The sequence below is a fragment of the uncultured Alistipes sp. genome (assembly GCF_963931675.1).
In the GTDB taxonomy this organism is placed as follows: domain Bacteria; phylum Bacteroidota; class Bacteroidia; order Bacteroidales; family Rikenellaceae; genus Alistipes.
On record NZ_OZ007039.1, the window covers coordinates 2,488,111 to 2,511,519 of the forward strand.

Genomic DNA, 23,409 nt, shown 5'->3' on the forward strand with positions numbered 1-23,409 from the left:
CAAAATATTGATTTAGAATCGCAAGACAAAATATGAAGTGGATTACCCGTTTGCTGTATCTTCCGGTAGTCGGAATGCTTTTTCTGAGTTCCTGTGCCAAGGAGCAGACCGAATCGTACGACAAGTTCGAGGATCAGGCGCTTGAAGCCTGGATGACGCAGAACCGTCCGGACCTGCTGGGCAATCTCCAGTCCGAAGGCGGGTACTACGTCGATGTGATTGAGGCCGGAGAGACCTTGAGCGACAATGTGCTTCCGATCCGCGATACGGCGTGCTGGGTGCGGTTCGACTTTTCGGGCCGCGACCTGAGCGGCAATATCATCCTGACGCGCCGCGCCGCCGAGGCCAAACTGGTCAATACCTTCACGAAATATACCCACTACGTACCTTACTACCGCTATTGCGGTGTCGCCAACACGAGCCTGCTGGAGGGCTCCTACCTGGCCATGCGCAATGTCCTGCACCTCGACGAGGAGTATGCCCAGGAGCGGGGCCTCGATCCGGAATTCGAACTGCGCAAGGGATCGAAAGTCGTGCTTTACATGCCGTCGCGGATCGTGGGATCCAGCGGTGTGGAGGGCGATGGCGGTTATGAGGGCCAGTATTCGCTCAGTTCGAGTCGTCCGTTCATCGTCGAGATGGTGGTGAAGGAGATCGTCAAGAACCCGCTGGAGAGCGAAGGCTCGGATGTGGACTCCTTCTGCGAGGCCAACGGCGGGCTGTGGCTCTACACCAAGGAGGAGGACGAAGACGAGGCGAATTCGTCGGGGCTCCCGACCGGCTACGACGACGAGAACCACCCCTACAAGCTCCGCGACAAGGGATTCCGTTGGGTGAGTGTGAACGATACGCTGGCACAGGTCTATGTGGACCTGCTCTACGACCCGACGAAGGCGGAGGACAACCTGAAGTTCGATTTCCCGGTCAAGTCCGAAGAGGGAGAGCTGTTGCGCAATAACCAGCGCTACAACGTCGGCTTTACGCCCTACGACGGCAGCGATCTGGAGACGAAGATTGCCGAGGTGCTCAAGGAGCGTTTCCACTCCGACAGCGAGGAGGGGTACAAGCACCCGGGCCTTGCCGACCGCGAAGCCGATTCGGTGGGCATGGACGGCGAGGCGAAGATCTGGTATATCGCCCGCTTCCTCGACGGATTTATTTTCGATACGAATATCGACGAGGTGAAGGAGCTGATCTACGGGGAGATTTCGTCGGAGGGTGAAGCCCTCTCCTACACGCCCGAGAGTGACCAGACGCGCTATATCTCGGCCTACTATTACTCGATTCCGAACCTGTGCTACGGGCAGTGGGCGGAGTTCGTGACGGTTTCGAGCCATGCCTACGGCGCCACGGGACAGTCGGGGAGTACGACGACGAGCGGCGGTTCGACGGGCTATTCGTTGAGCTATCTCGACTACCTGAACTACTACAACTATTACAACAGCTACTACGGCAACAGCTATTACGGCAGTTACTACGACAACTACTATTACAACTATTATAACAGTTACTACTACAACTACGGCTACGGTTACGGGGATACCACGACGGAGACCACCACGACTGTTTCGACGGAAATCCCCTCCTATACGCCGTTGATCTTCCAGATTTACATCGAACCGGCCGAAGATTAGCGGCGCGGGGCGGCCGTGGGGGCTGCGGTGTTTCCTGCGGTGATTCCTGTCAGAGGTTTCTGCCGGAGATTCCGGAACCGACCGGACGCGGATTGTGCGTTCGGTCGAATTTTTTTGTCGACGGGGGTTGCGGTTCCGGATTTCGGGGGCTGGGGAGACCGTGGTTTTCGGATTCGGGGATTGTGTTGCGATCCGATGACAAACCTGTTGCATTTTTTTAAGGTTTTTGAATGGGAAATTTTGTAATTCCGTAAAAAAGTATTAATTTAGAGTGTTCAAGAACCATCAACCAAAAATTCTACGGATATGATTATCACATTTAACGAGTTGCGCCGTATCAAGGATCGGCTGCCGAGTGGCAGTTCGCAGCGCATTGCAGATGAGTTAGGAATCGATGTCGAGACGGTCCGCAACTATTTCGGAGGCAGCCACGCAGCCAAGGAGTGCGTCGGTGTACACTTCGAACCGGGGCCGGACGGCGGTGTTGTCACGTTGGACGATACGACGATTCTCGATGTTGCGATGCGTATCCTGAGCGAGCAGCAGCAATAATCATAAAAAGGATTGTTCGGCGGAAGCCGGAAGCAAGCCTGCGTCTTTCGCAGGCTTTTTTATTTTGTATTTATTTCGTCGCGCCCGGCTGGTGTCCGCCGCACTTTGCTTTTTGCGGGAAGAGGACGCAGCGCAGGCGGTGCGATAAGAAACGGGGCCGGTTTGCTTGCAAACCCGCGTCAGGCGCCCGTTTCCGGGCCGCCAAACTGCGGCCCCGCAAAAAGCAACTTGCGGCTGGTTTTGGTGGTACCTTTTGCCACCAAAAGGTACCGGCCGGTCTTTAGACCGGTCATTCCCGCGAAAGCGGGAATCCAGGGTCATCGAGGCGCAGAACCGGATCGGAAACCCTTCTCTGATACCTCCGCCCATAAAGCCCGCCTCTTAGGCGGGTGGATTTCCGCTCAAGGCGGAAATGACGGGGCGGAAGCGCGGAACTGCTGCGGAAACCCTTCGCTCGCTCCTTCGCCCACGAAACCCCTTTCTTAAAGGGGCGCTTTTTGTGTCGGCAAAAAGCGCCGCAAAAACCGACCGGCGGATGAAAAAACCGGCAAGACGCGTCCTAACATTGGCGCCGGGCGACTATTCGCGGGTTTGCAAGCAAACCGTCCCCGGCGCTCGCATTTTTAGTCCGCATCTTTCTTTTCGGTTTTTTCATCAAGCCGGAGTTTCCCCAGCCCACAGACCTCCTACTAAAAAAGAGTTTCGCACTCCCACTTTTGTCATTTCCGCCTTGAGCGGAAATCTAGGATCGTCGAGGCGCGGAACCGAATCCGAACCATTCGGCATCCCTCCGCCCATAAGGACCGACTCTTAGCCGGGCGGGTAAAGGCCTCGGAAACCCCAATAAGACCCAGCAGCCCATAAAACCCGCCTCTTTGGCGGGTGACAAAATGCCGGGGAAAAGGAGGAGAAGGAGCGAAAAAGAGGGTGGTTTCTGCCAAAGGACTGACAAATTGGCAGAGAATGCCGATTGGTACGACCTTTGTGTGAGGTAGGGGCGTAACCGACGGCCGGAACCCCGAAGGGCGAGGGATCGGAGGTTCGAAAAGCGAATTACGAACAATTAAAACATATTTACGATTATGGCAAAGATTATTGGTATTGACTTGGGAACCACGAACTCCTGCGTGGCAGTGATGGAGGGCAACGAGCCCGTCGTGATTCCGAACTCGGAGGGACACCGCACGACTCCGTCGGTTGTAGCGTTCACGTCGGAAGGCGAGCGCAAGGTGGGTGACCCCGCGAAGCGCCAGGCTATTACGAACCCGAAGCGGACGGTCTTCTCGATCAAGCGTTTCATGGGCGAGACCTACGATAAGGTAACGGCCGATATCGCGCGTGCTCCCTATACGATCGTGCGCGGCGACAACAATACGCCGCGTGTGGACATCGACGGACGCCAGTACACGCCTCAGGAGATTTCGGCCATCATCCTGCAGAAGATGAAGAAGACGGCCGAGGATTATCTGGGCCAGGAGGTTACGGAGGCTGTGATCACGGTTCCGGCCTACTTCTCCGACTCGCAGCGTCAGGCTACGAAGGAGGCGGGCGAAATTGCGGGTCTGAAGGTTCGTCGAATCATCAACGAGCCGACGGCTGCTGCGCTGGCCTACGGCCTGGACAAGAAATCGAGCGACATGAAGATCGCCGTGTACGACCTGGGCGGTGGAACGTTCGATATTTCGATCCTGGAGCTGGGCGACGGTGTCTTCGAGGTGAAGTCGACGAACGGCGATACGCACCTGGGCGGTGATGACTTCGACCACGTGCTGATCGACTACATGGCCGAGTCGTTCAAGGCCGAGCACGGAATCGACCTGCGTGAGGACCCGATGGCGCTGCAGCGTCTGAAGGAGGCTGCCGAGAAGGCCAAGATCGAGCTTTCGTCGTCGACCACCACGGAGATCAACCTGCCGTACATCATGCCGGTGAACGGGATTCCGCAGCACCTGGTGATGACGCTGACGCGTGCGAAGTTCGAGCAGTTGTGCGACCATCTGATCCGCAAGACGATCGAGCCGTGCAAGCTGGCGTTGCGCGATGCAGGCCTGAATGCCTCGCAGATCGACGAGGTGATCCTCGTGGGCGGTTCGACCCGTATTCCTGCGATCCAGAAGATCGTGGAGGATTTCTTCGGCAAGACGCCCAACAAGTCGGTGAACCCCGACGAGGTCGTGGCTATCGGCGCCGCCATCCAGGGTGGCGTGCTGACGGGCGAGGTGAAGGACGTGCTGCTGCTGGACGTTACGCCGCTGTCGCTGGGTATCGAGACGCTGGGCGGCGTGATGACCAAGCTGATCGACGCCAACACGACGATCCCGACGCGCAAGTCGGAGGTATTCTCGACGGCTGCCGACAACCAGCCTTCGGTGGAGATCAACGTCTGCCAGGGCGAACGTCCGCTGGCGCGTGACAACAAGTCGATCGGCCGCTTCCATCTGGACGGGATTCCGGCTGCACCGCGCGGCGTGCCGCAGATCGAGGTGACGTTCGACATCGACGCCAACGGTATTCTGAACGTATCGGCCAAGGACAAGGGCACGGGCAAGGAGCAGAAGATCCGTATCGAGGCATCGTCGGGTCTGACCGAGCAGGAGATCCAGCGGATGCGCGACGAGGCGAAGGCCAACGAGGCGAAGGACAAGGCCGAGAAAGAGCGTATCGACAAGATCAACGCTGCCGATTCGAATATCTTCGCCACGGAGAAGCAGTTGAAGGAGTACGGCGACAAACTGCCTGCCGACAAGAAGGCGGCCATCGAGACGGCTCTCGGCAAGCTGAAGGAGGCGCACAAGAACGCCGACGTGGCAGCCATCGACACGGCGATTTCGGAGTTGAACGCCGCCTGGCAGGCCGCTTCGCAGGACATCTACTCGGCGCAACAGGCCCAGCAGAGCCAGTCGGGTGCACAGTCCAATGCGGGCCAGCAGTCGAACGCCGGAGCTCAGCAGGACGGCAAGAGCCAGCCCGAGGACGTCGAGTTCGAGGAGGTGAAATAAGGCGGAAGGGTTCCCTGCGGGGGCCCGGCCGAAAGCCTGAAAACAGGAAGGGCGCATTCCCGGAGACGGGGATGCGCCCTTTTTCCGTGGGGTGCCGGGAGGACGAGGGACTGGCGGCGGGATTTGTTGCGGGAGGAAAGATTTCTTATTTTTGCGACACCAAAATGAGTGGATATGGCATGGGTTTACCTGGCATTGGCGGGGCTGTTCGAGATCGGTTGGCCCCTGGGCTTCAAACTGGCGGGGATTTCGCCGCGTTATCACGTGTTGTTTCTGCTGCTGTCGGTCGTCTCGATGGGGCTGAGCGGGCTGTTGCTCTATTGGGCGCAGCGTGAAATCCCGATGGGGACGGCCTACATGGTATGGACGGGGATCGGCGGAATCGGCACGGTGCTCATCGGCATTCTCTTTTTCCACGATGCGGTGACCTTCTGGCGGATGTTTTTTCTGTCGCTGGTCTTCATTGGGATCGTGGGGCTGAAACTGGTTCACTGAGCCCGTTCGGCACGCCACATGCCGTAGAGGATCAGGGCGGCTCCGGCCAGTGCCACGGGGGTGATTCGTTCGTCGATGCAGGGCGCAGCGGGGTGGTACCGATATGTGGGGGTCTGCTGCATGCGGGGGCCCAAAATCCGTTTTTTTCGAAAAAAGCATCTCTTCGGTTTTTCGGGACGGAGGATTGCCGTCGGGGAGGATAATTTTGCCTTCGGGGAGATTTTCTGTCGCGGAAACCGCATGAATTAATACTTTTTTTTCTATCTTTGCGTGCTATTGTGCGTAATGACTGAAAAATTAACATAATAACAACTATTTTCCATTCCAATGCAAAGTAAAGGTTTCATTAAACTCATCGCGGTCCTGCTGGCCCTCGCATGTGTTTATCAACTCTCGTTCACGTTCAAGACGCGGAGCGTGGAGAAGAAGGCGGCGGAGTACGCCGCGCAGTTCCCCATCGACGAACAGTCGGCGGCCGAACAGCATTACCTCGATTCGATTCAGAACCTGTCGGTTTACAACCTGGGCATCCGGAAGTTCACCTATAAGGAGTGCAAGGAGAAGGAGCTGAACCTGGGTCTGGACCTGAAGGGCGGTATGAACGTCATGCTGGAGGTCCAGGTCGAGGATGTGGTGAAGGCGCTTGCGGGCGACAGCCAGAACGATCCGGCCTTCGTGGAGGCTATTGCCGAGGCCAACGAGGCGCTGAAGCAGGGGACGTCGAGCGACTATATCGGGGACTTCGTGAAGGCCTATTCGCGCCTGTCGAACGGCCGTCCCATTGCGGAGATCTTCGTGAGCCCGGACCGCCAGGACATCACGCTCGAAAGCTCGGATGCCGATGTGGAGAAGGTGCTCAAGCAGGAGACCGAAGCGGCGATCGGCGCTTCGTTCAATGTTTTGCGCAGCCGTATCGACCACTTCGGCGTGACGCAGCCCAACATCATGCGGCTTCCGAACTCGCACCGCATTCTGGTCGAGCTGCCGGGCGTGAAGGAGCCTCAGCGCGTCCGTGACCTGCTGCAGGGAACGGCATCGCTGGAGTTCTGGCTGACGTATGATGCCAACGAGGTGATTCCGGCGCTGGTTTCGGCCGACAAGCTGCTCAAGGATGAGTTGTCGCAGGCTGCCGCACAGACGGAGCCGGTTGCGGAGGAGACCCCTGCAGCGGAGGCTGCCGCCACGGAGGATGAGGGTCTGATCGGTGAGATCGGGGCCGATTCCACGGCTTCGGCCGAGGCGGTTCAGACGGGCCATTTCGACCGGGAGCAGAACCCGCTCTTCGCCGTGCTGGATCCCAACTATGCGGGTGGAGCCGCCATCGGTGCCGCCTACAAGGCCGACATGGCTGCGGTGAACGAGTATCTGTCGCGCCCGGAGGTGCTCGAGCTCTTCCCGGCGGACATCCTCTTCAAGTGGGGCGTGAAGGGTGACGACCACATCGACGGCCGCTACTACCTCTACGCCATCAAGGTGACGACACCCGACGGGAAGGCCCCGCTGGACGGTTCGGTCGTTACGGACGCCCGCGAGCAGTATGCCCAGCGCGGTGCCACGGCGGAGGTCTCGATGACGATGAATGCCGAGGGCACGCAGGAGTGGGCCCGCTTGACGGGCGAGAACATCGGCAAGTGCATTGCCATCGTGCTCGACGGTTATGTCTACTCGGCCCCGCGCGTCAATACGAAGATCGACAAGGGACAGTCGCAGATTACGGGCGACTTCACGATCCAGGAGGCGCAGGACCTGGCCAACGTGCTCAACTCGGGTAAGGTCCCGGCTCCGGCGAAGATCATCCAGGATACGGTTGTCGGACCGTCGCTGGGTCAGGAGTCGATCAACGCCGGTATGCTGTCGTTCGTGATCGCCTTCATCCTGGTGCTGCTCTACATGAGTCTCTTCTACAAGACGGCGGGCTGGATGGCCGACATCGCGCTGCTGATGAACGTCTTCCTGCTGATGGGCGTTCTGGCGTCGTTCGGCGCCGTGCTGACGCTGCCGGGTATCGCGGGTATCGTGCTGACGATGGGTATGGCCGTCGATGCGAACGTGATCATCTACGAACGAATCAAGGAGGAACTCCGCGAGGGCAAGGGCATCTCGCTGGCCATCAAGGACGGTTTCTCAAGGGCCTACTCGGCGATCATCGACGGACAGTTGACGACGATCATCACGGGTATCGTGCTCTTTGTCTTCGGAACGGGCCCGGTGCAGGGCTTCGCCACGACGCTGATCATCGGTATCATTACGTCGATCTTCTGCTCGATCTTCATCACGCGTCTCTTAATCGAGTGGATCGTTGCCAAGTGGGGATCGATCTCCTTCTCGCACAAGTGGTCGGAGAACTTCCTCAGCAACACGCATGTCGACTTCCTCAGCAAGCGTAAGGTCGCCTATGTGATCTCCGTAGTGGCGATCGTCCTGTCGATCGCATCGTTCTTCGTGCGTGGTCTGAACCTCGGAGCCGAGTTTACGGGCGGTCGTGCCTATGTCGTTCGTTTCGACAAGCCCGTGTCGGCCGAGGCGGTCCGTGCGAGCATGGAGGAGACCTTCTCGCAGATCTCGACGGCCGATGCTTCGTCGATCAGTTTCGAGGTGAAGCAGTACGGTAACGAGAACCAGATGCGTATCGTGACGCAGTACCGTTACGACGACATGTCGGATGAGGCTACGGCCGAGGTCGAGCAGGTCATTTATGACGCCCTGAAGTCGCTCTACTCGTATCCGATCACCTTCGACCAGTTCCGCAGCACGCAGACCGACGTGAACGGTATTCTGACGGCCGACAAGATCGGTCCTTCGATCGCCAATGACATGACGTGGAACGCCATCTACTCGGTGCTCTTCTCGCTGATCGCCATCGGGCTCTACATCACGTTCCGCTTCAAGCGCTGGCAGTGGGCTACGGGCGCCACGCTGGCTCTGGCCATCAACGCGCTGCTGATCATCGGTATCTTCTCGATGTTCTACGGCATCCTGCCCTTCAACCTGGAGGTGAACCAGGCGTTCATCGCCGCGATCCTGACGATCATCGGTTACGCGATCAACGACACGGTGGTGGTCTTCGACCGTATCCGCGAGTACCTGGGTCTCTATCCGAAGCGCAAGCTGAAGGAGAATGTCAACAACGCCATCAACTCGACGCTGTCGCGTACGATCAATACGTCGGGTACGACGCTCGTGACGCTGCTGGCGATCTTCTTCTTCGGCGGCGAGACGATCCGCGGCTTCATCTTCGCGCTGATTATCGGAGTGGTTGTCGGTACGATCGCCACGATCTTCATCGCCACGCCGATCGCCTACGACCTGATGGCGAAGCGTGCGAAGATCGACGAGGAGTAAAAGCCGTTCTCGAACGGCATGCTGAGATGAAGGCCCCTCCCTTGCGGGAGCGGGCCTTCTTGCTTGAGAGTTCTCCGTGGGCGTTTTTTTGTCGCTGTTGCAGGCTTCGGCCATGCGGGAGCGGTATCCGCCGCTGGGGATGCCGGGTACGGTGATGCCCGATCTTCTGGCGGCGCTCTTTCTGTTCCGGGCGTTGCGTCTCGAATCTCCTGCGAGCCGTTCGTTCCCTGCCTGGTGTGGCTGCTCTTTGCGACCTGCCTGAACGGCCATGTGCCGGCGGCCAACGGCACGGGATTCTGGCATCCGGGCTTCCCGCCGCGGAATTACGTTGCCAAATTGGCATTTATTTTTTACCTTTGTCTCCAAAGATAGAGGTCATAGTATGGAAAATCTGCTGCATTGGATGCGCCGCTATGTTTCGCCGGTCTTTCTGGCGTTGCTGGTAGCGTCGTTCATTCTCTGGTACATCGCCAAACTGAGTTATACCTATACGACGGAACAGACGGTGCGGGTCAGTGTCGAGGGTCAGCCCTTCGAGGTGACGTGCGTGGTCGAGGGGATCGGCACGAACCTCTTCGGCTACCGGGTCTACATGACCAAGCGGCTTCGGATCCCGCTGTCGGAGTTGAAGACGCACCCGTCGCAGGAGGAGGGTCACGAGGGGAAACTGGTCATCGATCCGCAGTCGTTGCAGGATGCCCTGGCTCCGCGTTTCAGCGACATCAAGATCGTTTCGATCAAGGATATACCGGAGATCGACCGTCCGGAAACGGATTCGGAATCGGAATCGGAATCGAGGTCATGATGAAGGTGGGGATTACGGGCGGTATCGGGAGCGGGAAGAGCACCGTATGCCGCCTTTTTGCACAGCGGGGCATCGCGGTCTACGATTCGGACCGGGAGGCCAAGCGGCTGATGACGGAGGACGGGGCGCTGCGTGCGGGCATTACGGCCCGCTTCGGGGCGGAGTCCTACGTGGACGGGGCGCTGAACCGGCGTTATCTGGCTTCGCGGGTCTTTTCGGATGCGCAGGCGTTGGCTGACCTGAATGCGCTGGTCCATCCGGCGGTGCGTTCGGATTTTGCATCGTGGGCCGAACGGCAGGCGGGCCCCTACGTGATTCTGGAGAGTGCGATTCTCTTCGAGGCGGGGCTGGAGGACGCCGTGGACCGGACGGTTGCGGTGCTGGCTCCGCTGGAGTTGCGTCTTTCGCGCACGTGCCGCCGCGACGGCTGCGACGAGGAGGCGGTGCGGCGTCGGATGGCGGCCCAGCTGGACGACGATACGCTGCGCGACCGGGCCGACTATGCGGTGGTGAACATCTTCGAATCGGACCTTGAACCCGCGGTGGCGGAACTTGACCGGCGTTTCACCCTCGAATCCCGCCAACGATCATGATCCTGGACCTCTCTTCGCCGCGGGTGATGGCGATCGTGAACGTCACGCCCGACTCGTTCTACGCCGGGAGCCGCACGCCGGATGCCGCGGCCGTCGAGTGCCGGATCCGGGAGGCTGTTGCCGAGGGGGCGGATATTCTCGACGTGGGCGGTTACTCTTCGCGGCCGGGGGCCGACGAGGTCTCCGTGGAGGAGGAGTGGCGGCGTGTGGCGCTGGGAGTTGAGGTTGCGCGGCGGGTTGCTCCGGGGGTTCCGGTTTCGGTCGACACGTTCCGCAGCGAGGTGGCGGAACGGACGCTCCGCACGTTCGGCGAGGTGATCGTCAACGACATCTCGGCCGGGGAGCTCGATCCGGCGATGTGGTCGGTGGTGGCCGCGCACGATGTGCCCTACGTGGCGATGCACATGAAGGGGACGCCGCAGACGATGCAGTTGCAGACCGATTACCGGCGGGCGGTCACGGCCGAGGTGGTCGATTACTTCCGGGAGCGGACCGGGGCGATGCTGGCGGCGGGGATCCGTCGCGAGCGGATCATCCTCGACCCGGGCTTCGGCTTTGCGAAGACCGCGGCTCAGAATTTCGAATTGCTGGCGGGGCTGCACGAGTTGTGTGCCGAGGGTTTTCCGCTGCTGGCGGGCCTTTCGCGCAAGTCGATGATTTACCGGACGCTGGGATGCACGCCGGCCGAATCGCTGGCCGGGACCGTAGCATTGGGTTGGGAGTGCCTGCGCCAGGGGGCACGGATCCTGCGGGTGCACGACGTGCGCGAGGCTGCGGATACCGTAAAACTTTTCAACGCATACCGACCATGATACGCATTACGGACATACACAAGCGTTTCGGCACGTTGGAGGTGCTGAAGGGCGTTTCGCTGGAGGTGGCCCCGCACGAAGTGGTCTCGATCGTGGGGGCGAGCGGTGCGGGGAAGACGACGCTGCTGCAGATCATCGGCACGCTTTCGCGTCCCGACGCGGGCCGTGTGGAGATCGACGGCCGGGATCTCTTTTCCCTGAGTGACAGGGATCTGTCGCTTTTCCGCAACGAACATATCGGTTTTGTCTTTCAGTTCCACCACCTGCTGGCGGAGTTCACGGCTTTCGAGAATGTCTGCATTCCGGGGCTGATCGGGCGCCGTCCGCGTGCGGAGGTGGAGCGTCGTGCCGCGGAGCTGCTCGACCTGATGGGCCTTTCGGCACGCCGCGACCACAAGCCCGGCCAGCTGTCGGGCGGGGAGCAGCAGCGGGTGGCCATCGCCCGGGCGCTGGTCAACAGCCCGACGGTGCTGCTGGCCGACGAACCCTCGGGCAACCTCGATTCGCACAACCGGGAGGAGATCCACCGGCTGTTTTTCGACCTGCGGGACCGGCTGGGGCAGACGATCGTCGTGGTGACGCACGACGACCACCTGGCCTCGATGGCCGACCGGAAGATCACGATGTCCGACGGCGTGATCATACAGCCGTGATCCGGCGGGGGTTGACCGGTTTCGGCCACACCGGGCTTTTTCCCGGCGGCGGCCGGATTCTGAGGAGCCCGTCCGCTGGGATGCAACCAGAATTCCCTGCCCGGAAGATGATGGAAAAAAACGAACTGCAGGCGCTTCTCGACCGCCTTTACGACCGTTACAACCGCCCGGAATTCATCCCCGAGGACCCGATTTCGGTGCCGCACCGCTATGCGGATCGAGCGGACCGGGAGATTGCGGGTTTCTTTGCGGCGACGATCGCCTGGGGAAACCGGCGGTCGATCGTGCGCAACGGCCACCGGATGATGCGCCTGATGGACGATGCCCCGGCGGATTTCGTGCGCCACGCCTCGGAGCGGGAGCTGTCGCAACTGGACACCTACGCCCACCGCACCTTCAACGGCGGCGATCTGCGCGATTTCATACTGGCCTTGCGGCGCCTGGAGGAGCGTTTCGGCGGAATCGGGGCATTTTTCGAGACCCGTTATGCCGCGACGCACGACCTGCGCCCGGTGCTGGCGGAGTTCCGGCGGGAGTTCTTCGCCGCGGAGCACGCCCCGCGCTGCGAGAAACACCTCTCGGCCATCGAACGCGGTGCGGCCTGCAAACGCCTGTGCATGTACCTGCGCTGGATGGTCCGGCGCGACGACCGGGGAGTGGATTTCGGCGAGTGGCGGGGGATCCCGATGTCGGCACTCTACCTGCCGTTAGACCTCCATGTCGGGGCGATGGGCCGGGCCCTGGGGCTGTTGACGCGGCGTCAGAACGACTGGCGGGCCGTCGAGGAGATCACCGCGGCACTCCGGGAGTTCAATGCCGGGGACCCCGTGCGGTACGATTTTTCCCTGTTCGGGGCCGGGGTGGACGGTTATCTGAAGAATCATGAGTGACGAACCGCATATCGAACGCATCGGGGGAGCTTTCCGCTTCAAGCGCTTCACCGTGCACCAGGACCGCTGCGCGATGAAGGTCGGCACCGACGGCGTGCTGCTCGGGGCGTGGACCCCGCTCCGGCCGACGGACTGCCGGCTGCTCGACATCGGTACCGGGACGGGGCTGATCGCCCTGATGCTGGCCCAGCGGGCCCCGGAGGCCGAGGTGACGGGAATCGACATCGACGACGTGTCGCAGGCGCGGGAGAATGCCGCGGCTTCGCCGTGGGGCGGACGCCTGCATTTCGTGCAGACTCCGGTCCAGACGTTCGCTCCGGCCGGGCGGTTCGACCGGATTGTCTCGAATCCGCCGTTTTTCGACGCCACGCTGCCGAGCCCCGATGTGGGTCGCACGACGGCGCGCCACACCGTTACGCTGACCTTCTCCGAGTTGTGCGATGCGGTGCTGCGGCTGCTGGCTCCCGGCGGACGGTTCTCGGTGGTGCTTCCGCAGAGCGAGGTGCCGCGGTTCCTGCTGGCGGCGGGCGGGCGCCTGACGACGCTCCGGCGCACGGATGTCCGCACGACGCCCCGGCGTCCGGTGAAACGTACCCTGCTGGAGCTGGCACGCACGGAGGAGGCGGACGACACGCCGTTGACCGGCGAACTGGTGATCGGCACGGGCGAACATGAGGTTTATACACCCGAATACCGGGCCCTGACCGGCGATTTCTACCTGAAATTTTGACAAGCCGTGAAAAAACGTTACATTTGTCTGGAGAGCACAAAAAATTTCGGATCATGAAACTCAGACTTTGGATGTTTGCCCTGCTGTTGGCGGGGGGCGCCTCGGCGCAGAATCCCTACATCGCCCTTCAGGGTGCCACCGAGACGGTCGAGGGCATCCGCATCTCGCAGCCGCGGACGATTCTGGCCGTGGACGTCACGGTGGAGTGCGACCGGACCCTCACGGGGCCCTATGCGCGTTATGCGCAGAAGTTCCTCGGGGTGCGGGCTTCGCTGGCGGACAAGACGTCATGGCGTATTACGGGGTCGCAGATTGCGCTGCTGGACGGTGCCACCTACCTGAATGCGTCGGCTCCGGCCGCTGCGACGACACGGACCCAGAGCTATGGCACCTCGGACGAGGAGTTCGCGCGGCTGCAGCCCGACAAGATCGACATGACGACCCTGTCGCTGGAGGATGCGGCCCGCGTGGCTGCCGAGCGGATCTTTTCGCTGCGCCGTCACCGCCTGGAGCTCATCACGGGCGAAGCGGGCGAAAATGTCTTCGGCGAGGGGCTGAATGCCGCACTTGCGGAGATCGACCGCCAGGAGCAGGCCTATCTGGAGCTCTTCCTCGGCAAACGGATCCTCTCGACCGAGACGCGCCGCTACGTGGTCTATCCGCAATCGGACAAGAAACAGTATATCTTCTGCCGCTTCAGCCCGGCCGCGGGGCTTCTTCCGGAGAACGACCTGTCGGGCGACATCGTGCTGCTGCAGATCGAGCCTTCGGGGGCGCGTGTGGCCGCGGATCTGGAGGCCGGGCCGAAGGAGTCGAATGTCGTGACGTGCCGGGTGGCCGATCCCTCGACCTGTACGGTGGTCTCCGGGGGCGGTGAGTATGCGCGTGCGGTGCTTCCGGTCTTCGAGTTCGGGCGCACGATCAACGTGGCGCTTCCCCGCCGCAAGTAAAATCCTCCGGAAGATGGATCCCACTTCCCGCATGGCGGCATTGCTCGGGGCCTTCCGCCGCGAGCGGAACGGCGCCGTTGCCGATGCGATGCGCTTCTACGGCCGCCCCTACGGACTGAACTACGGCGTGAGCCTTCCGACGCTCCGCCGTCTGGCGAGGGCCGAGGGTACGGACCACGACTTTGCCCGTTATCTCTACCGGCAGGATGTGCGTGAATTGCGCCTCGCGGCTTTCCATATCGCCGATCCCGGACGCCTCACCCCGGAGGAATCCGCGTTCTGGGGTGAAGGGTTGTTGAACTCCGAAATGGCTGAAGAGGGAGCCTTTGCGCTGCTGAGCCGTGCGGAATCATTTCCGGCGCTGTTCGAAAGGTGGACGGAGGCCGGTTCTGAGCCGCTGTGTCAGTATGCCGCCCTGATGGCCGTGGGACGTGCTGCGGAACCGCAGGCGGCGTGGATCCCGCGAATCGTCGAAACGCTCCGCCGGGCGGCGGAAGCCGGAATCTCCGCGAGCCGCCTGCTTGCACAGGGGGCTGTCGCGGCGCTTGTGGCCGTCGGCTCCCGCAACGAAGAGAACCGACAGAGGGTTCTTCGCACTGTCGGTTCTCTGGGTTCGCTTCCTGTCGGGGACTTCGTCCGCGAGGAGCTGGAGTGGCAGCTGCCCTCCTGCTGACGACGCTCCGGACCGGTTTCCTCCGCATACGGCATAACGGATCCCGACGTTTTCCCGTTTCGGAATACGCCGGGGTCCGTTGTTTCCTTCTTTCCTTCTTTCCTGTTATTCCGGCTCTCTTTTCATGCCGGCCCTCCCGGTTTGAGCGTTTATCTGCCTCTTTTAACCTTTGCGCTACGCTATGAAGAGGGCCTTCGGGAGTTGTGCGATGTTGTTGATCGTCACGACTTCGATGCCTTTGGGGCGTTTGGCGCCTTTGGGGAGATACCCCGAGACGACGATGCGGCGGAATCCGAGGCGTGCGGCCTCGCTGATTCGCTGCTCGGTGCGGGGTGCGGGGCGCACTTCGCCCGAAAGTCCGATTTCGCCTGCGCAGCAGACCCCTTCGGCGATGGGCCGGTCGTAGTAGGAGGAGATCACGGCGGCCACGACCGCGAGGTCCAGCCCCGGATCGGCGACCTTGAACCCGCCTGCGAAGTTCAGGAATACATCCTTCTGGAACATCTTCATGCCGACCCGTTTTTCGAGTACGGCGAGGAGCATGTTCATGCGTCGGGCGTCGTATCCGGTCGTCGAGCGCTGGGGGGTTCCGTATGCTGCGGCGCTCACGAGGGCCTGCACCTCGATCAGATAGGGTCTCACGCCGTCGGCCGAGGCCCCGACGGCAATTCCCGACAGGGGCTCTTCGTAGTGGGTCAGGAGGATCTCCGAGGGGTTGTCCACGCCGCGGAGCCCCTCTTCGCGCATTTCGAAGACGCCGATTTCGAACGTGGCGCCGAAGCGGTTCTTGATGCCGCGCAGAATGCGGTAGATGTTGTTGCTGTCGCCCTCGAACTGCAGGACGACATCGACGATGTGTTCGAGGATTTTGGGACCTGCGATGGCGCCGTCCTTGGTGATGTGTCCGATGATGAAGATCGACGTACCGGTCGTTTTGGCGTATTTGAGCAGCGAGGCGGCGCACTCGCGGATCTGCGAGACGCTGCCGGCCGACGAGTCGAGCAGTTCGGTGTAGATGGTCTGGATGGAGTCGATCACCACCAGATCGGGCTGTTGCTCGGCGATTTGGGCGATGATGTTTTCCAGCAGTGTTTCGGGATAGATCAGACACTCGTCGTTTCCGATTCCGATGCGTGCGGCGCGCATCTTGATCTGTTCGGCGGACTCCTCGCCCGAGACGTAGAGGGTCTTCAGCCCGTTTGCCGCGAGGGCGATCTGCAGCGAGAGGGTGGATTTACCGATTCCGGGTTCGCCGCCGAGGAGGACCAGCGATCCGGGGACCATGCCGCCGCCCAGTACGCGGTTGACCTCGGGATTCCCGAGATCGACGCGGCGGTGTTCGCTTTCGCGGATGTCGCGCACGCGCTGGGGGCGCGATGTGGGGAGAGGCCCTGCGACGTTTGCCGTTACGGGGCCGCTTTCGCGGGCGATGATCTCCTCGGTGAAGGTGTTCCACTCGCCGCACGAGGGACATTTCCCGAGCCATTTCGGGGCTTCGAAACCGCAGTTTTTGCAGAAGTATGCTTTTTTGACCTTGGCAGCCATGACGGGATCAGATTGTGGAGGTCGAGGTGTATTCGCGTCGGATGACCTTCGTCAGACCGGCGTCGGGGTAACGGGCCTGAAACGCTTCGGTCCGGTCGAACAGCAGGAGCACCTTGCGTACACCGTCCGTATCGGTGTAGTAGGAGAGGGTGCAGGAGGTGTTCGTGTCGAGATAGAAGAAGGTGAGTTCCGAGGCTCCGGGCTCCTTGAAGAAGACCCCGGTGAGGGTTCCGGACTGCGTGGCGGTCTCGATGGTGAGGTACCCGCGGTTGTAGCGGGCGAAATCGAGCGTATAGCAGCCTCCGGCCTGTACGAGCCCCTCAGCTGCCGCTTCGGCCTGAATCTGAGCCACCAGCGGATCGACCGGCTCTTCCGTGCCCTCTGTTCCGCCTGAGCCTTCCGTGCCGTCTGTTCCGTCTGTTCCGTCTGTCCCGTCTGTCCCGTCCGTTCCGTCTGTTCCGTCTGTTCCGCCTGAGCCTTCCGTGCCCTCTGTCCCGGAGCCTTCGCCGGTTGAGGGCTCTTCGGGCTCCGAAAGCGTCACTTCGGCATCGATGCGCACGACGGGATAGGTGATCGAGTAGAAGACCTCCGAGTCGTCGCCGCAACCGCCCGTAACGAGCAGGGCGGCCGACAAGAGCAGATATGCGATGTATTTTCTCATAATCCCAAATCCTGATCGATCAAAAGAACGAGTATGCGGCCTGCGGGGTGGCAGCGCAACATCTCCATGCGGGTATTGCAGATGCGGTCCGGGGCGTTGCAGTCCATGCAGACGCCGGTTTTGGCGCAGGGGGTGCGGAATCCCGGGTGTCGGGCGATGTTCTGCGGAGCGGCGATGCGCCGGATGCGCTCTTCGGCCTCGTCGCGCGAATCGACGATCTTGTTGCGCCCGGCGACGAGGACGACCTTCCGGGGTCCGAACGCCACCGGAGCGATGCGGTTTCCGACCATGTCGAGCCAGTGGAGCGTTCCCGCCGTGGTGAGGGCGTTCACGCCCGTGATGAAGAGGTCGGACATCAGGGCCTGGCGGCGGATTTCGAGCCGTTCGGGGCGGGGCATCGAGGCGTCGAAACCGTCGAGCAGCGTCCAGTCGCCGTTCGAGCGGAGCCATTCGATGATTCCGGTTTCACGCATCGTCATCGAATCCCCGAACGAGACGATCTTCGGGGATTCGGCCTCGACGACGGCCCGGATCTTCTCGAAGGCCTCCTGCGGGGTTGCGACGACGTCCGCCTCGAAATGGTGGCGGCGCAGCGCTTCGGCGCACGTATGGAGTTTTTCACTGTTTGTCATGGTTGTCGAGTTTACGTTTGACGACGGCGGGATTCCCCGCGGCGAGCGAATCGTCCGGGATGTCGCGCGTGACGACGCTCCCGGCGGCGATGATGCAGCGGTCGCCGATCGTCACGCCCGGGCAGACGATGACGCCTCCTCCGAGCCAGCAGTCGTCGCCGATGCGGATGGCCAACCCCCGTTCGACGGGTTTGCGGCGTTCGAGGTAGTCCGTCGGGTGCTGCGGGGTGTAGAGCTGGCAGTTGGGGCCGATGAGCGTGCGGTCGCCGATCGAGATTCCTCCGCCGTCGAGGAACGTGCAGTTGGCGTTGATGAAGACCCCTTCGCCGAGCTGGATCGGATGCCCGTGGTCGCAATGGAACGGCGGCATGATGCGGGCCGTCGGGGCGTGATGGGGAATCAGGGCCGCAAGAGCTTCTTCGTAGGCCTGGTGGTCGTCGAACGATACGGCATTGAAGCGGGCGAGGTTCACGCGCTTGCGGCGGAGACTCTCGGCCACATCGGGTTTCGTGTAGTCGTAGAGCTCGCCGGCCAGCATCTTTTCCAGTTCGGTCATCTCCCGGGGCTATTTGATGAAGAAGCGGTAAATGTCGTTTCCGTTGGCGTAGAGCAGCAGCATGAGGATGATGACCAGCCCGACATACTGGGCGGCTTCGAGGACCTTGTCGCTGACCTTTCGGCGTGTGACCATCTCCCAGAAGGTGAAGATGGCGTGCCCGCCGTCGAGACCGGGGATGGGGATGATGTTCATCACGGCGAGGATGATCGAGAGGAAGGCGGTCTTGAGCCAGAAATCCTGCCAGTCCCAGGTCGAGGGGAAGATGCTGCCGATGGAGAGGAATCCGCCGAGCTCCTCGTACATTTTGGTTTTGGGCTGTACGATCATCTTCAACTGCTCCCAGTAGGATGCGATGACACTCCCGGCCTTGTGGAAACCGGCGGGAATGGCCTGCCAGAAGGTGTACTCCTGGGTGCGGAGGGGGTAGGTCGCGCGGATGACGCCGAGGGTTCCCTCTTCCGAGACGGGGAGGTCGAGCGAGAGGCGCTCGCCGCCGCGCAGGACCGCGAGTGTCACGGTATCCCCGGCGTGGAGTTCGAGATAGGCGCGGTAGTCGCGGAAATCCATGTTTTCATAGCTGTCGCCGGTGCGGCGGCTGGACATGCCGACGATCTCGTCGCCCTTGATCAGCGCGGCGGCGGTCGGGGCGACGACGCTGTCGATGACGAAGGGCTGGCGGGGTATGAGCAGCCCCTCGTATCCCTTGTTCTGGCGCATGGCGATCAGGTCGTCGAGCGGGATCGAGAGCTCGATCTGTTCGCCGCCGCGGTCGACGACGACCTTGCGGTCGGTGTCGGTGATGATCATGGCGTTGAGGATGTCGACGTAGTTGTCGATGCGCTCGCCGTCGATGGTGACGATGCGGTCTCCGTCGCGGAATCCGAGGAGGTGTCCGGCCTCGTTGAAGTTGTAGCCCCACTTGACGTCTTCATTCGAGAGATAGGTGTCGCCCCAGGTGTAGCAGATGCCGATGTAGATCGCCACGGCGAGGATGACGTTCATCATCACACCGGCGATCATCACCAGAAAGCGCTGCCAAGCGGGTTTTGCGCGGAACTCCCAGGGCTGGACGGCCTGGCTCTGATAGCCTTTGTCCATCGATTCGTCGATCATTCCGGCGATCTTGCAGTAGCCGCCCAGAGGGAGCCAGCCCATGCCGTATTCGGTATGGCCTCGGCGGAACTTGAAGAGCGAGAACCCCAGATCGAAGAAGATGTAGAACTTCTCGACGCGGATGCGGAAGACGCGGGCCATGATGAAGTGCCCGAATTCGTGAATCCCGACGAGAATCGTGAAACAGAGGAAGAACTGAATGATTTTGACGAGTATGTCCATTTTTTTCGGTATTGGTCGTTTTGGTGAGATTCCGGAAGCGGACTTCCGGGCCTATTTTGCCGGGTTGCTCTCCGGGCGTCTGACTTTCAGGAATTCGGCGGCCAGCCTGCGGGCTTCGGCATCGACTGCGGCGTAGTCGTCGAGCGAGGGCCGGGCGACGAACGAGGCGTGCTGCAGGGCGTGCTCGATCGTGCGCACAATATCCAGCCAGGCGCATTTCCGGTCGAGGAACGCCGCGACGGCCACCTCGTTGGCGCCGTTCATCGTGCAGGCGGCGGTACCTCCGCGGCGCAGACACTCGTAGGCGATTCCGAGTGCGGGATACTTGGCGCCGTCGACCTCGGCGAACGAGAGCTGGGGGTGCTCCACGAAACTGAAGCGTTCTGCGGGGCGTTTGGCACGGTCGGGATACATCAGCGCGAAACTGATCGGCATCCGCATGTCGGGGGATCCCAACTGGGCCTTGATGGCCCCGTCCTCGAACTCGACCATCGAGTGGACGATCGACTGGGGGTGCATCACGACGGAGATGCGGTCGGCGGGGGTCCCGAAGAGCCAGTGGGCCTCGATGACCTCGAACCCCTTGTTGACGAGTGTCGAGGAGTCGATGGTGATCTTCGCGCCCATGTGCCATTGGGGGTGTCGGAGGGCCTGTTCGACGGTGACGTGGGCGAGCTCTTCGCGGGGGATGTCGCGGAAGGCGCCGCCGCTGCAGGTGATGATGAGCCGCCGCACCGGGGCGCGCTCTCCGAGCAGGCACTGGAAGATGGCCGAGTGTTCCGAGTCGATCGGAATCACCGGCGCCCTTCGTTCGCGGGCCAGGGGCATGACGCAGGCACCTCCGACGACCAGCGACTCCTTGTTGGCCAGCGCAAGTTTCTTGCGGGCCCCGATAGCCGCGACGGTGGGAGCCAGACCTGCGTATCCGACCAGGGCGTTGACCACGACGTCGGAATCTCCGCCCGCGGCGACCTGCGCTACGGCCTCCTCTCCGGCATATACCTTCGTATCGGTGCCTTCGAGCGCCTCGCAGAGGGATTGGTAGTGTTGTTTGTCGGCGATGACGACCGTGTCGGCATCGAACTCCCGGGCCTGGCGTGCGAGTTGTTCCCAGTTGCGGTGAGCGGTGAGGATGCGGACCTCGAAGCGTTCGGGGTTTTCGCGAACGATGTCGAGCGTCTGCGCGCCGATGGAGCCTGTGGATCCGAGGATGGCGAGTCGTTGTTTCATGGTCCGGGTCAGAAGACGATGTATCGTTCGGGATCGACGGGTTTGCCGTTGTTCCAGAGTTCGAATTCGAAGAGTTTGACCTCTCCGTTTTCGGCTTCGGCATTGTATCCGATCTGTTCGCCGGGCCGGACGGTCTGCCCCGTTGCGACGAGGGACTGGGAGAGGTTTCGGTAGATGGAGATGAGGTTTGCGGCGTGCTGGATGACGATGGCGTATCCGTTTTCGGGTGTCCAGAGGCTCTGGACGACGGTTCCGTTGTCGATTGCGGCCACGCGGTCGGCAGCTGCGGCTGCGATTTTCACGCCGTAGGAGCCCTGTGTGAGGTCGAAATGTGCGGTGATGATCCCTTCGATGGGGGCAGTCAGTTCGATGGACTCGCGGAGTTTTTTGCGCGACCCGGCATTCTGCTCCGCCAGCGCATACTCACCGCTACCCTCCATCTGCGCCCGGAGCAGGGAGTCTTCGCGCGAGGGTACGACGAGGACCTTGGAGATGCGCGACGAATCGGCCGGAGCGAGGACCCGGGCAACGGGCGTGCGGCCCTCCATGATGAGTGCGATATTCTCGTTGTAGGTCATCATGTCGTTCATGACGCGCTCCATGGAGTCGAGTCGGATGATATTCTGGATGAGGCTTTCGCGCGAGCGGTCGGCTTCGGTGCGGTATCCGGGGAGGAGCTCCAGTACGGGGGTGTATGCGACGAGCGAGAGGATGATGATGAAAAGGGTGAGCAGGAATGCAACCAGTCCGGCGAGGATGCTCGCGGGGGAGATGTGTATGTGCCACTCTTCGGAGAGGTCGGTGGCTTTGAGCATGTTGAATCTTCGTTTGCGGAAGAATCCATGCCACCAGTTCCGTATTTTTTTCATCAGGTCCATATTCGGAGGGGGTTAGCCCGCCTTCCGGGGAATTCGTCTTTCGGAAGCATCGGCGGTCCCGGGCGGGTATTTAACCTTGCAAATATAACATAAGCGGCCGGGACTGCCAAATTTATTTGCGGATTCGGCGCGGAGGGAGCCGATTGTTTCGGGGCATTGAAAATCGGAAAAAGCTTGGCGTTTCTCCCCGAAATGTTTATCTTTGTCAAGATAAAGAGAACCCAAAGTCTCAAAAAACAATAACAAAGCTATGGTAAAACCCACATTATTGGTACTCGCAGCGGGCATGGGATCCCGTTACGGGTCGCTCAAGCAGATGGACGGCGTCGGACCGAACAACGAAGCCATCATCGACTATTCGATCTATGATGCCATTCAGGCCGGTTTCGGGAAGGTCGTGTTCGTGATCCGTCACTATTTCGAGCAGGAATTCCGGGAGATTTTCACGCCGGAGCGTTTCGGGGGGAAGATCGATGTTGAGATTGTGTTCCAGGAGTTGGAGTATCTTCCCGATGGTCTTTCGGTTCCGGAGGGCCGGGTGAAGCCGTGGGGGACGAACCACGCGGTGATGATGGCTGCAGAGGCGATTCATGAACCGTTTGCGGTGATCAATGCCGACGATTTCTACGGAGCCGAGGCTTACAAGACGATAGCGTCCTATCTGACGCAGCTTGAGGGTTCGAAGAACCGCTACTGCATGGTGGCCTACGATCTGAACAAGACGCTTTCGGAGAACGGCACGGTATCGCGCGGCGTGTGCGGTGTGAATGCCGAGGGCGACCTTGCCTCGATGGTGGAGCGGACGCAGATCGAGCGGATGCCGGACGGGAAGATCGTCTTCCACGACGGCGGGGCTGATGAGGAGCTGGCGGAGGATACGCCGGTATCGATGAACCTGTTCGGATTTACGCCGGACTATTTCGCCTATTCGAAGGATTATTTCAGGACGTGGTACGAGGCGAACTGCGGGAATCTGAAGTCGGAGTTCTATATTCCGACGATGGTGAACAAACTGATCGGCGACGGGACTGCAACGATGCGTGTTCTCCGTTCGGGCGCGCAGTGGCACGGTGTGACCTACAAAGAGGACAAACCGGCATTGATGGCCGCGATCGAGCAGATGATCGCAGACGGGAAATATCCGCGCGATCTGTGGAAGAAGTAGTCTGCCGGGCGTAAGTCCCGCATTGCATTTTCCCCGGAGTGGAGTTGCGTCTCTGCTCCGGGGATTTTTGTGACCGGGGGCGACCTCGGGGACAACCGGGGATTTTTTGTAGATCGGGGGGGGGGCGGATGGACGATGTCAACGGGTTGATTGCCGGCCGTGATGCCGGGAACTGGCTTCCGGGATACGAAAAAAGCGGGACTTCGAAAAAGTCTCGCTTTTTGTCGTTGTTACAGGGTTGAATCGGTCCTTTTCGCTGTTCTCGGAGAACTCCCA

Annotated in this window: 22 protein-coding genes; 14 read left to right on the top strand and 8 right to left on the bottom strand. The window is 61.0% G+C overall.

What is annotated here, in order from left to right:
- The first annotated feature begins 32 nt into the window (after nt 1-32).
- The 4 genes from ABGT65_RS10445 to ABGT65_RS10460 all read left to right on the top strand — a co-directional run bounded on the left by ABGT65_RS10445 (nt 33) and on the right by ABGT65_RS10460 (nt 5,680).
- The gene (locus ABGT65_RS10445; RefSeq protein ID WP_346701969.1) at nt 33-1,634 is read left to right on the top strand and encodes a hypothetical protein; all 1,602 of its coding nucleotides are present in this window, start codon (nt 33-35) and stop codon (nt 1,632-1,634) included.
- A gap of 306 nt (nt 1,635-1,940) precedes the next feature.
- A complete protein-coding gene (locus tag ABGT65_RS10450) occupies nt 1,941-2,186 on the top strand; it encodes a DNA-binding protein (protein ID WP_087263950.1) in 246 nt (81 codons plus the stop codon).
- A 1,082-nt stretch (nt 2,187-3,268) separates the two neighbouring features.
- Nucleotides 3,269-5,185 carry a molecular chaperone DnaK gene (dnaK, locus tag ABGT65_RS10455; protein WP_346701970.1) on the top strand — a complete coding sequence of 639 codons (1,917 nt, stop codon included), beginning with the start codon at nt 3,269-3,271 and terminating at the stop codon, nt 5,183-5,185.
- Between the two features lie 174 nt (nt 5,186-5,359).
- The gene (locus tag ABGT65_RS10460) at nt 5,360-5,680 is read left to right on the top strand and encodes a multidrug efflux SMR transporter (RefSeq protein WP_346701972.1); all 321 of its coding nucleotides are present in this window, start codon (nt 5,360-5,362) and stop codon (nt 5,678-5,680) included.
- Here ABGT65_RS10460 and ABGT65_RS10465 read toward each other — a convergent pair.
- Nucleotides 5,674-5,814 carry a hypothetical protein gene (locus ABGT65_RS10465; protein WP_346701974.1) on the bottom strand — a complete coding sequence of 47 codons (141 nt, stop codon included), beginning with the start codon at nt 5,812-5,814 and terminating at the stop codon, nt 5,674-5,676. The genes ABGT65_RS10460 and ABGT65_RS10465 overlap by 7 nt on opposite strands.
- A 193-nt stretch (nt 5,815-6,007) precedes the next feature.
- Here ABGT65_RS10465 and secDF point away from each other — a divergent pair, with 193 nt between their 5' ends.
- The 9 genes from secDF to ABGT65_RS10510 all read left to right on the top strand — a co-directional run bounded on the left by secDF (nt 6,008) and on the right by ABGT65_RS10510 (nt 15,128).
- The gene (gene secDF / locus ABGT65_RS10470; RefSeq protein ID WP_346701975.1) at nt 6,008-9,022 is read left to right on the top strand and encodes a protein translocase subunit SecDF; all 3,015 of its coding nucleotides are present in this window, start codon (nt 6,008-6,010) and stop codon (nt 9,020-9,022) included.
- A 382-nt stretch (nt 9,023-9,404) separates the two neighbouring features.
- Nucleotides 9,405-9,827: a hypothetical protein gene (locus tag ABGT65_RS10475; protein WP_346701977.1), complete on the top strand. Its 423-nt coding sequence runs from the start codon at nt 9,405-9,407 to the stop codon at nt 9,825-9,827.
- Nucleotides 9,827-10,420 (top strand): dephospho-CoA kinase, encoded by a 594-nt coding sequence (coaE, locus tag ABGT65_RS10480; protein WP_346701979.1) that lies wholly within the window; start codon nt 9,827-9,829, stop codon nt 10,418-10,420. The genes ABGT65_RS10475 and coaE overlap by 1 nt, the downstream gene beginning before the upstream one ends.
- 26 nt (nt 10,421-10,446) lie before the next feature.
- Nucleotides 10,447-11,232 (top strand): dihydropteroate synthase, encoded by a 786-nt coding sequence (gene folP, locus ABGT65_RS10485; protein ID WP_346703085.1) that lies wholly within the window; start codon nt 10,447-10,449, stop codon nt 11,230-11,232.
- Entirely contained in the window at nt 11,229-11,885 is a 657-nt protein-coding gene (locus tag ABGT65_RS10490) for an ABC transporter ATP-binding protein (protein WP_346701981.1), read from the top strand. Before folP ends, ABGT65_RS10490 begins: the two co-directional genes overlap by 4 nt.
- Nucleotides 11,886-11,995: 110 nt before the next feature.
- Complete coding sequence (locus ABGT65_RS10495; RefSeq protein ID WP_346703086.1) at nt 11,996-12,775, top strand: TIGR02757 family protein; 780 nt, start codon at nt 11,996-11,998, stop codon at nt 12,773-12,775.
- Nucleotides 12,768-13,505, top strand: coding sequence for a methyltransferase (locus tag ABGT65_RS10500; protein ID WP_346701983.1), 738 nt, complete (start codon nt 12,768-12,770; stop codon nt 13,503-13,505). The genes ABGT65_RS10495 and ABGT65_RS10500 overlap by 8 nt, the downstream gene beginning before the upstream one ends.
- A gap of 53 nt (nt 13,506-13,558) precedes the next feature.
- A complete protein-coding gene (locus ABGT65_RS10505; RefSeq protein ID WP_346701984.1) occupies nt 13,559-14,455 on the top strand; it encodes a DUF4831 family protein in 897 nt (298 codons plus the stop codon).
- Nucleotides 14,456-14,468: 13 nt separating this feature from the next.
- A complete protein-coding gene (locus tag ABGT65_RS10510; RefSeq protein ID WP_346701986.1) occupies nt 14,469-15,128 on the top strand; it encodes a DNA alkylation repair protein in 660 nt (219 codons plus the stop codon).
- A gap of 174 nt (nt 15,129-15,302) precedes the next feature.
- Here the strand turns inward: ABGT65_RS10510 and radA are convergent, their stop codons facing one another.
- Genes radA through ABGT65_RS10545 form a run of 7 tightly spaced genes read right to left on the bottom strand, consistent with a single transcriptional unit; the run spans nt 15,303 to nt 21,968 of the window.
- Entirely contained in the window at nt 15,303-16,673 is a 1,371-nt protein-coding gene (gene radA, locus ABGT65_RS10515) for a DNA repair protein RadA (protein WP_346701988.1), read from the bottom strand.
- 7 nt (nt 16,674-16,680) lie between these two features.
- A complete protein-coding gene (locus ABGT65_RS10520) occupies nt 16,681-17,334 on the bottom strand; it encodes a hypothetical protein (protein ID WP_346701990.1) in 654 nt (217 codons plus the stop codon).
- Nucleotides 17,331-17,966, bottom strand: coding sequence for a lactate utilization protein (locus tag ABGT65_RS10525; protein ID WP_346701992.1), 636 nt, complete (start codon nt 17,964-17,966; stop codon nt 17,331-17,333). Before ABGT65_RS10525 ends, ABGT65_RS10520 begins: the two co-directional genes overlap by 4 nt.
- Complete coding sequence (locus ABGT65_RS10530) at nt 17,953-18,522, bottom strand: sugar O-acetyltransferase (protein WP_346701994.1); 570 nt, start codon at nt 18,520-18,522, stop codon at nt 17,953-17,955. Before ABGT65_RS10530 ends, ABGT65_RS10525 begins: the two co-directional genes overlap by 14 nt.
- Before the next feature lie 9 nt (nt 18,523-18,531).
- Nucleotides 18,532-19,860, bottom strand: coding sequence for an RIP metalloprotease RseP (rseP, locus tag ABGT65_RS10535; protein ID WP_346701996.1), 1,329 nt, complete (start codon nt 19,858-19,860; stop codon nt 18,532-18,534).
- A gap of 51 nt (nt 19,861-19,911) precedes the next feature.
- Nucleotides 19,912-21,090 (bottom strand): 1-deoxy-D-xylulose-5-phosphate reductoisomerase, encoded by a 1,179-nt coding sequence (locus ABGT65_RS10540; RefSeq protein WP_346701998.1) that lies wholly within the window; start codon nt 21,088-21,090, stop codon nt 19,912-19,914.
- Between the two features lie 8 nt (nt 21,091-21,098).
- Nucleotides 21,099-21,968, bottom strand: coding sequence for a M23 family metallopeptidase (locus tag ABGT65_RS10545; RefSeq protein WP_346702000.1), 870 nt, complete (start codon nt 21,966-21,968; stop codon nt 21,099-21,101).
- 250 nt (nt 21,969-22,218) lie between these two features.
- On the opposite strand from ABGT65_RS10545, the gene ABGT65_RS10550 reads away from it, so the two are divergent.
- Complete coding sequence (locus tag ABGT65_RS10550) at nt 22,219-23,133, top strand: sugar phosphate nucleotidyltransferase (protein ID WP_346702002.1); 915 nt, start codon at nt 22,219-22,221, stop codon at nt 23,131-23,133.
- Nucleotides 23,134-23,409 lie beyond the last annotated feature (276 nt).

Coding starts and splice junctions, on each gene's coding strand:
- ABGT65_RS10445 (WP_346701969.1), top strand. CDS start 33: ATGAAGTGGATTACCCGTTTGCTGTATCTTCCGGTAGTCGGAATGCTT.
- ABGT65_RS10450 (WP_087263950.1), top strand. CDS start 1,941: ATGATTATCACATTTAACGAGTTGCGCCGTATCAAGGATCGGCTGCCG.
- dnaK (WP_346701970.1), top strand. CDS start 3,269: ATGGCAAAGATTATTGGTATTGACTTGGGAACCACGAACTCCTGCGTG.
- ABGT65_RS10460 (WP_346701972.1), top strand. CDS start 5,360: ATGGCATGGGTTTACCTGGCATTGGCGGGGCTGTTCGAGATCGGTTGG.
- secDF (WP_346701975.1), top strand. CDS start 6,008: ATGCAAAGTAAAGGTTTCATTAAACTCATCGCGGTCCTGCTGGCCCTC.
- ABGT65_RS10475 (WP_346701977.1), top strand. CDS start 9,405: ATGGAAAATCTGCTGCATTGGATGCGCCGCTATGTTTCGCCGGTCTTT.
- coaE (WP_346701979.1), top strand. CDS start 9,827: ATGAAGGTGGGGATTACGGGCGGTATCGGGAGCGGGAAGAGCACCGTA.
- folP (WP_346703085.1), top strand. CDS start 10,447: ATGGCGATCGTGAACGTCACGCCCGACTCGTTCTACGCCGGGAGCCGC.
- ABGT65_RS10490 (WP_346701981.1), top strand. CDS start 11,229: ATGATACGCATTACGGACATACACAAGCGTTTCGGCACGTTGGAGGTG.
- ABGT65_RS10495 (WP_346703086.1), top strand. CDS start 11,996: ATGGAAAAAAACGAACTGCAGGCGCTTCTCGACCGCCTTTACGACCGT.
- ABGT65_RS10500 (WP_346701983.1), top strand. CDS start 12,768: ATGAGTGACGAACCGCATATCGAACGCATCGGGGGAGCTTTCCGCTTC.
- ABGT65_RS10505 (WP_346701984.1), top strand. CDS start 13,559: ATGAAACTCAGACTTTGGATGTTTGCCCTGCTGTTGGCGGGGGGCGCC.
- ABGT65_RS10510 (WP_346701986.1), top strand. CDS start 14,469: ATGGATCCCACTTCCCGCATGGCGGCATTGCTCGGGGCCTTCCGCCGC.
- radA (WP_346701988.1), bottom strand. CDS start 16,673: ATGGCTGCCAAGGTCAAAAAAGCATACTTCTGCAAAAACTGCGGTTTC.
- ABGT65_RS10520 (WP_346701990.1), bottom strand. CDS start 17,334: ATGAGAAAATACATCGCATATCTGCTCTTGTCGGCCGCCCTGCTCGTT.
- ABGT65_RS10525 (WP_346701992.1), bottom strand. CDS start 17,966: ATGACAAACAGTGAAAAACTCCATACGTGCGCCGAAGCGCTGCGCCGC.
- ABGT65_RS10530 (WP_346701994.1), bottom strand. CDS start 18,522: ATGACCGAACTGGAAAAGATGCTGGCCGGCGAGCTCTACGACTACACG.
- rseP (WP_346701996.1), bottom strand. CDS start 19,860: ATGGACATACTCGTCAAAATCATTCAGTTCTTCCTCTGTTTCACGATT.
- ABGT65_RS10540 (WP_346701998.1), bottom strand. CDS start 21,090: ATGAAACAACGACTCGCCATCCTCGGATCCACAGGCTCCATCGGCGCG.
- ABGT65_RS10545 (WP_346702000.1), bottom strand. CDS start 21,968: ATGGACCTGATGAAAAAAATACGGAACTGGTGGCATGGATTCTTCCGC.
- ABGT65_RS10550 (WP_346702002.1), top strand. CDS start 22,219: ATGGTAAAACCCACATTATTGGTACTCGCAGCGGGCATGGGATCCCGT.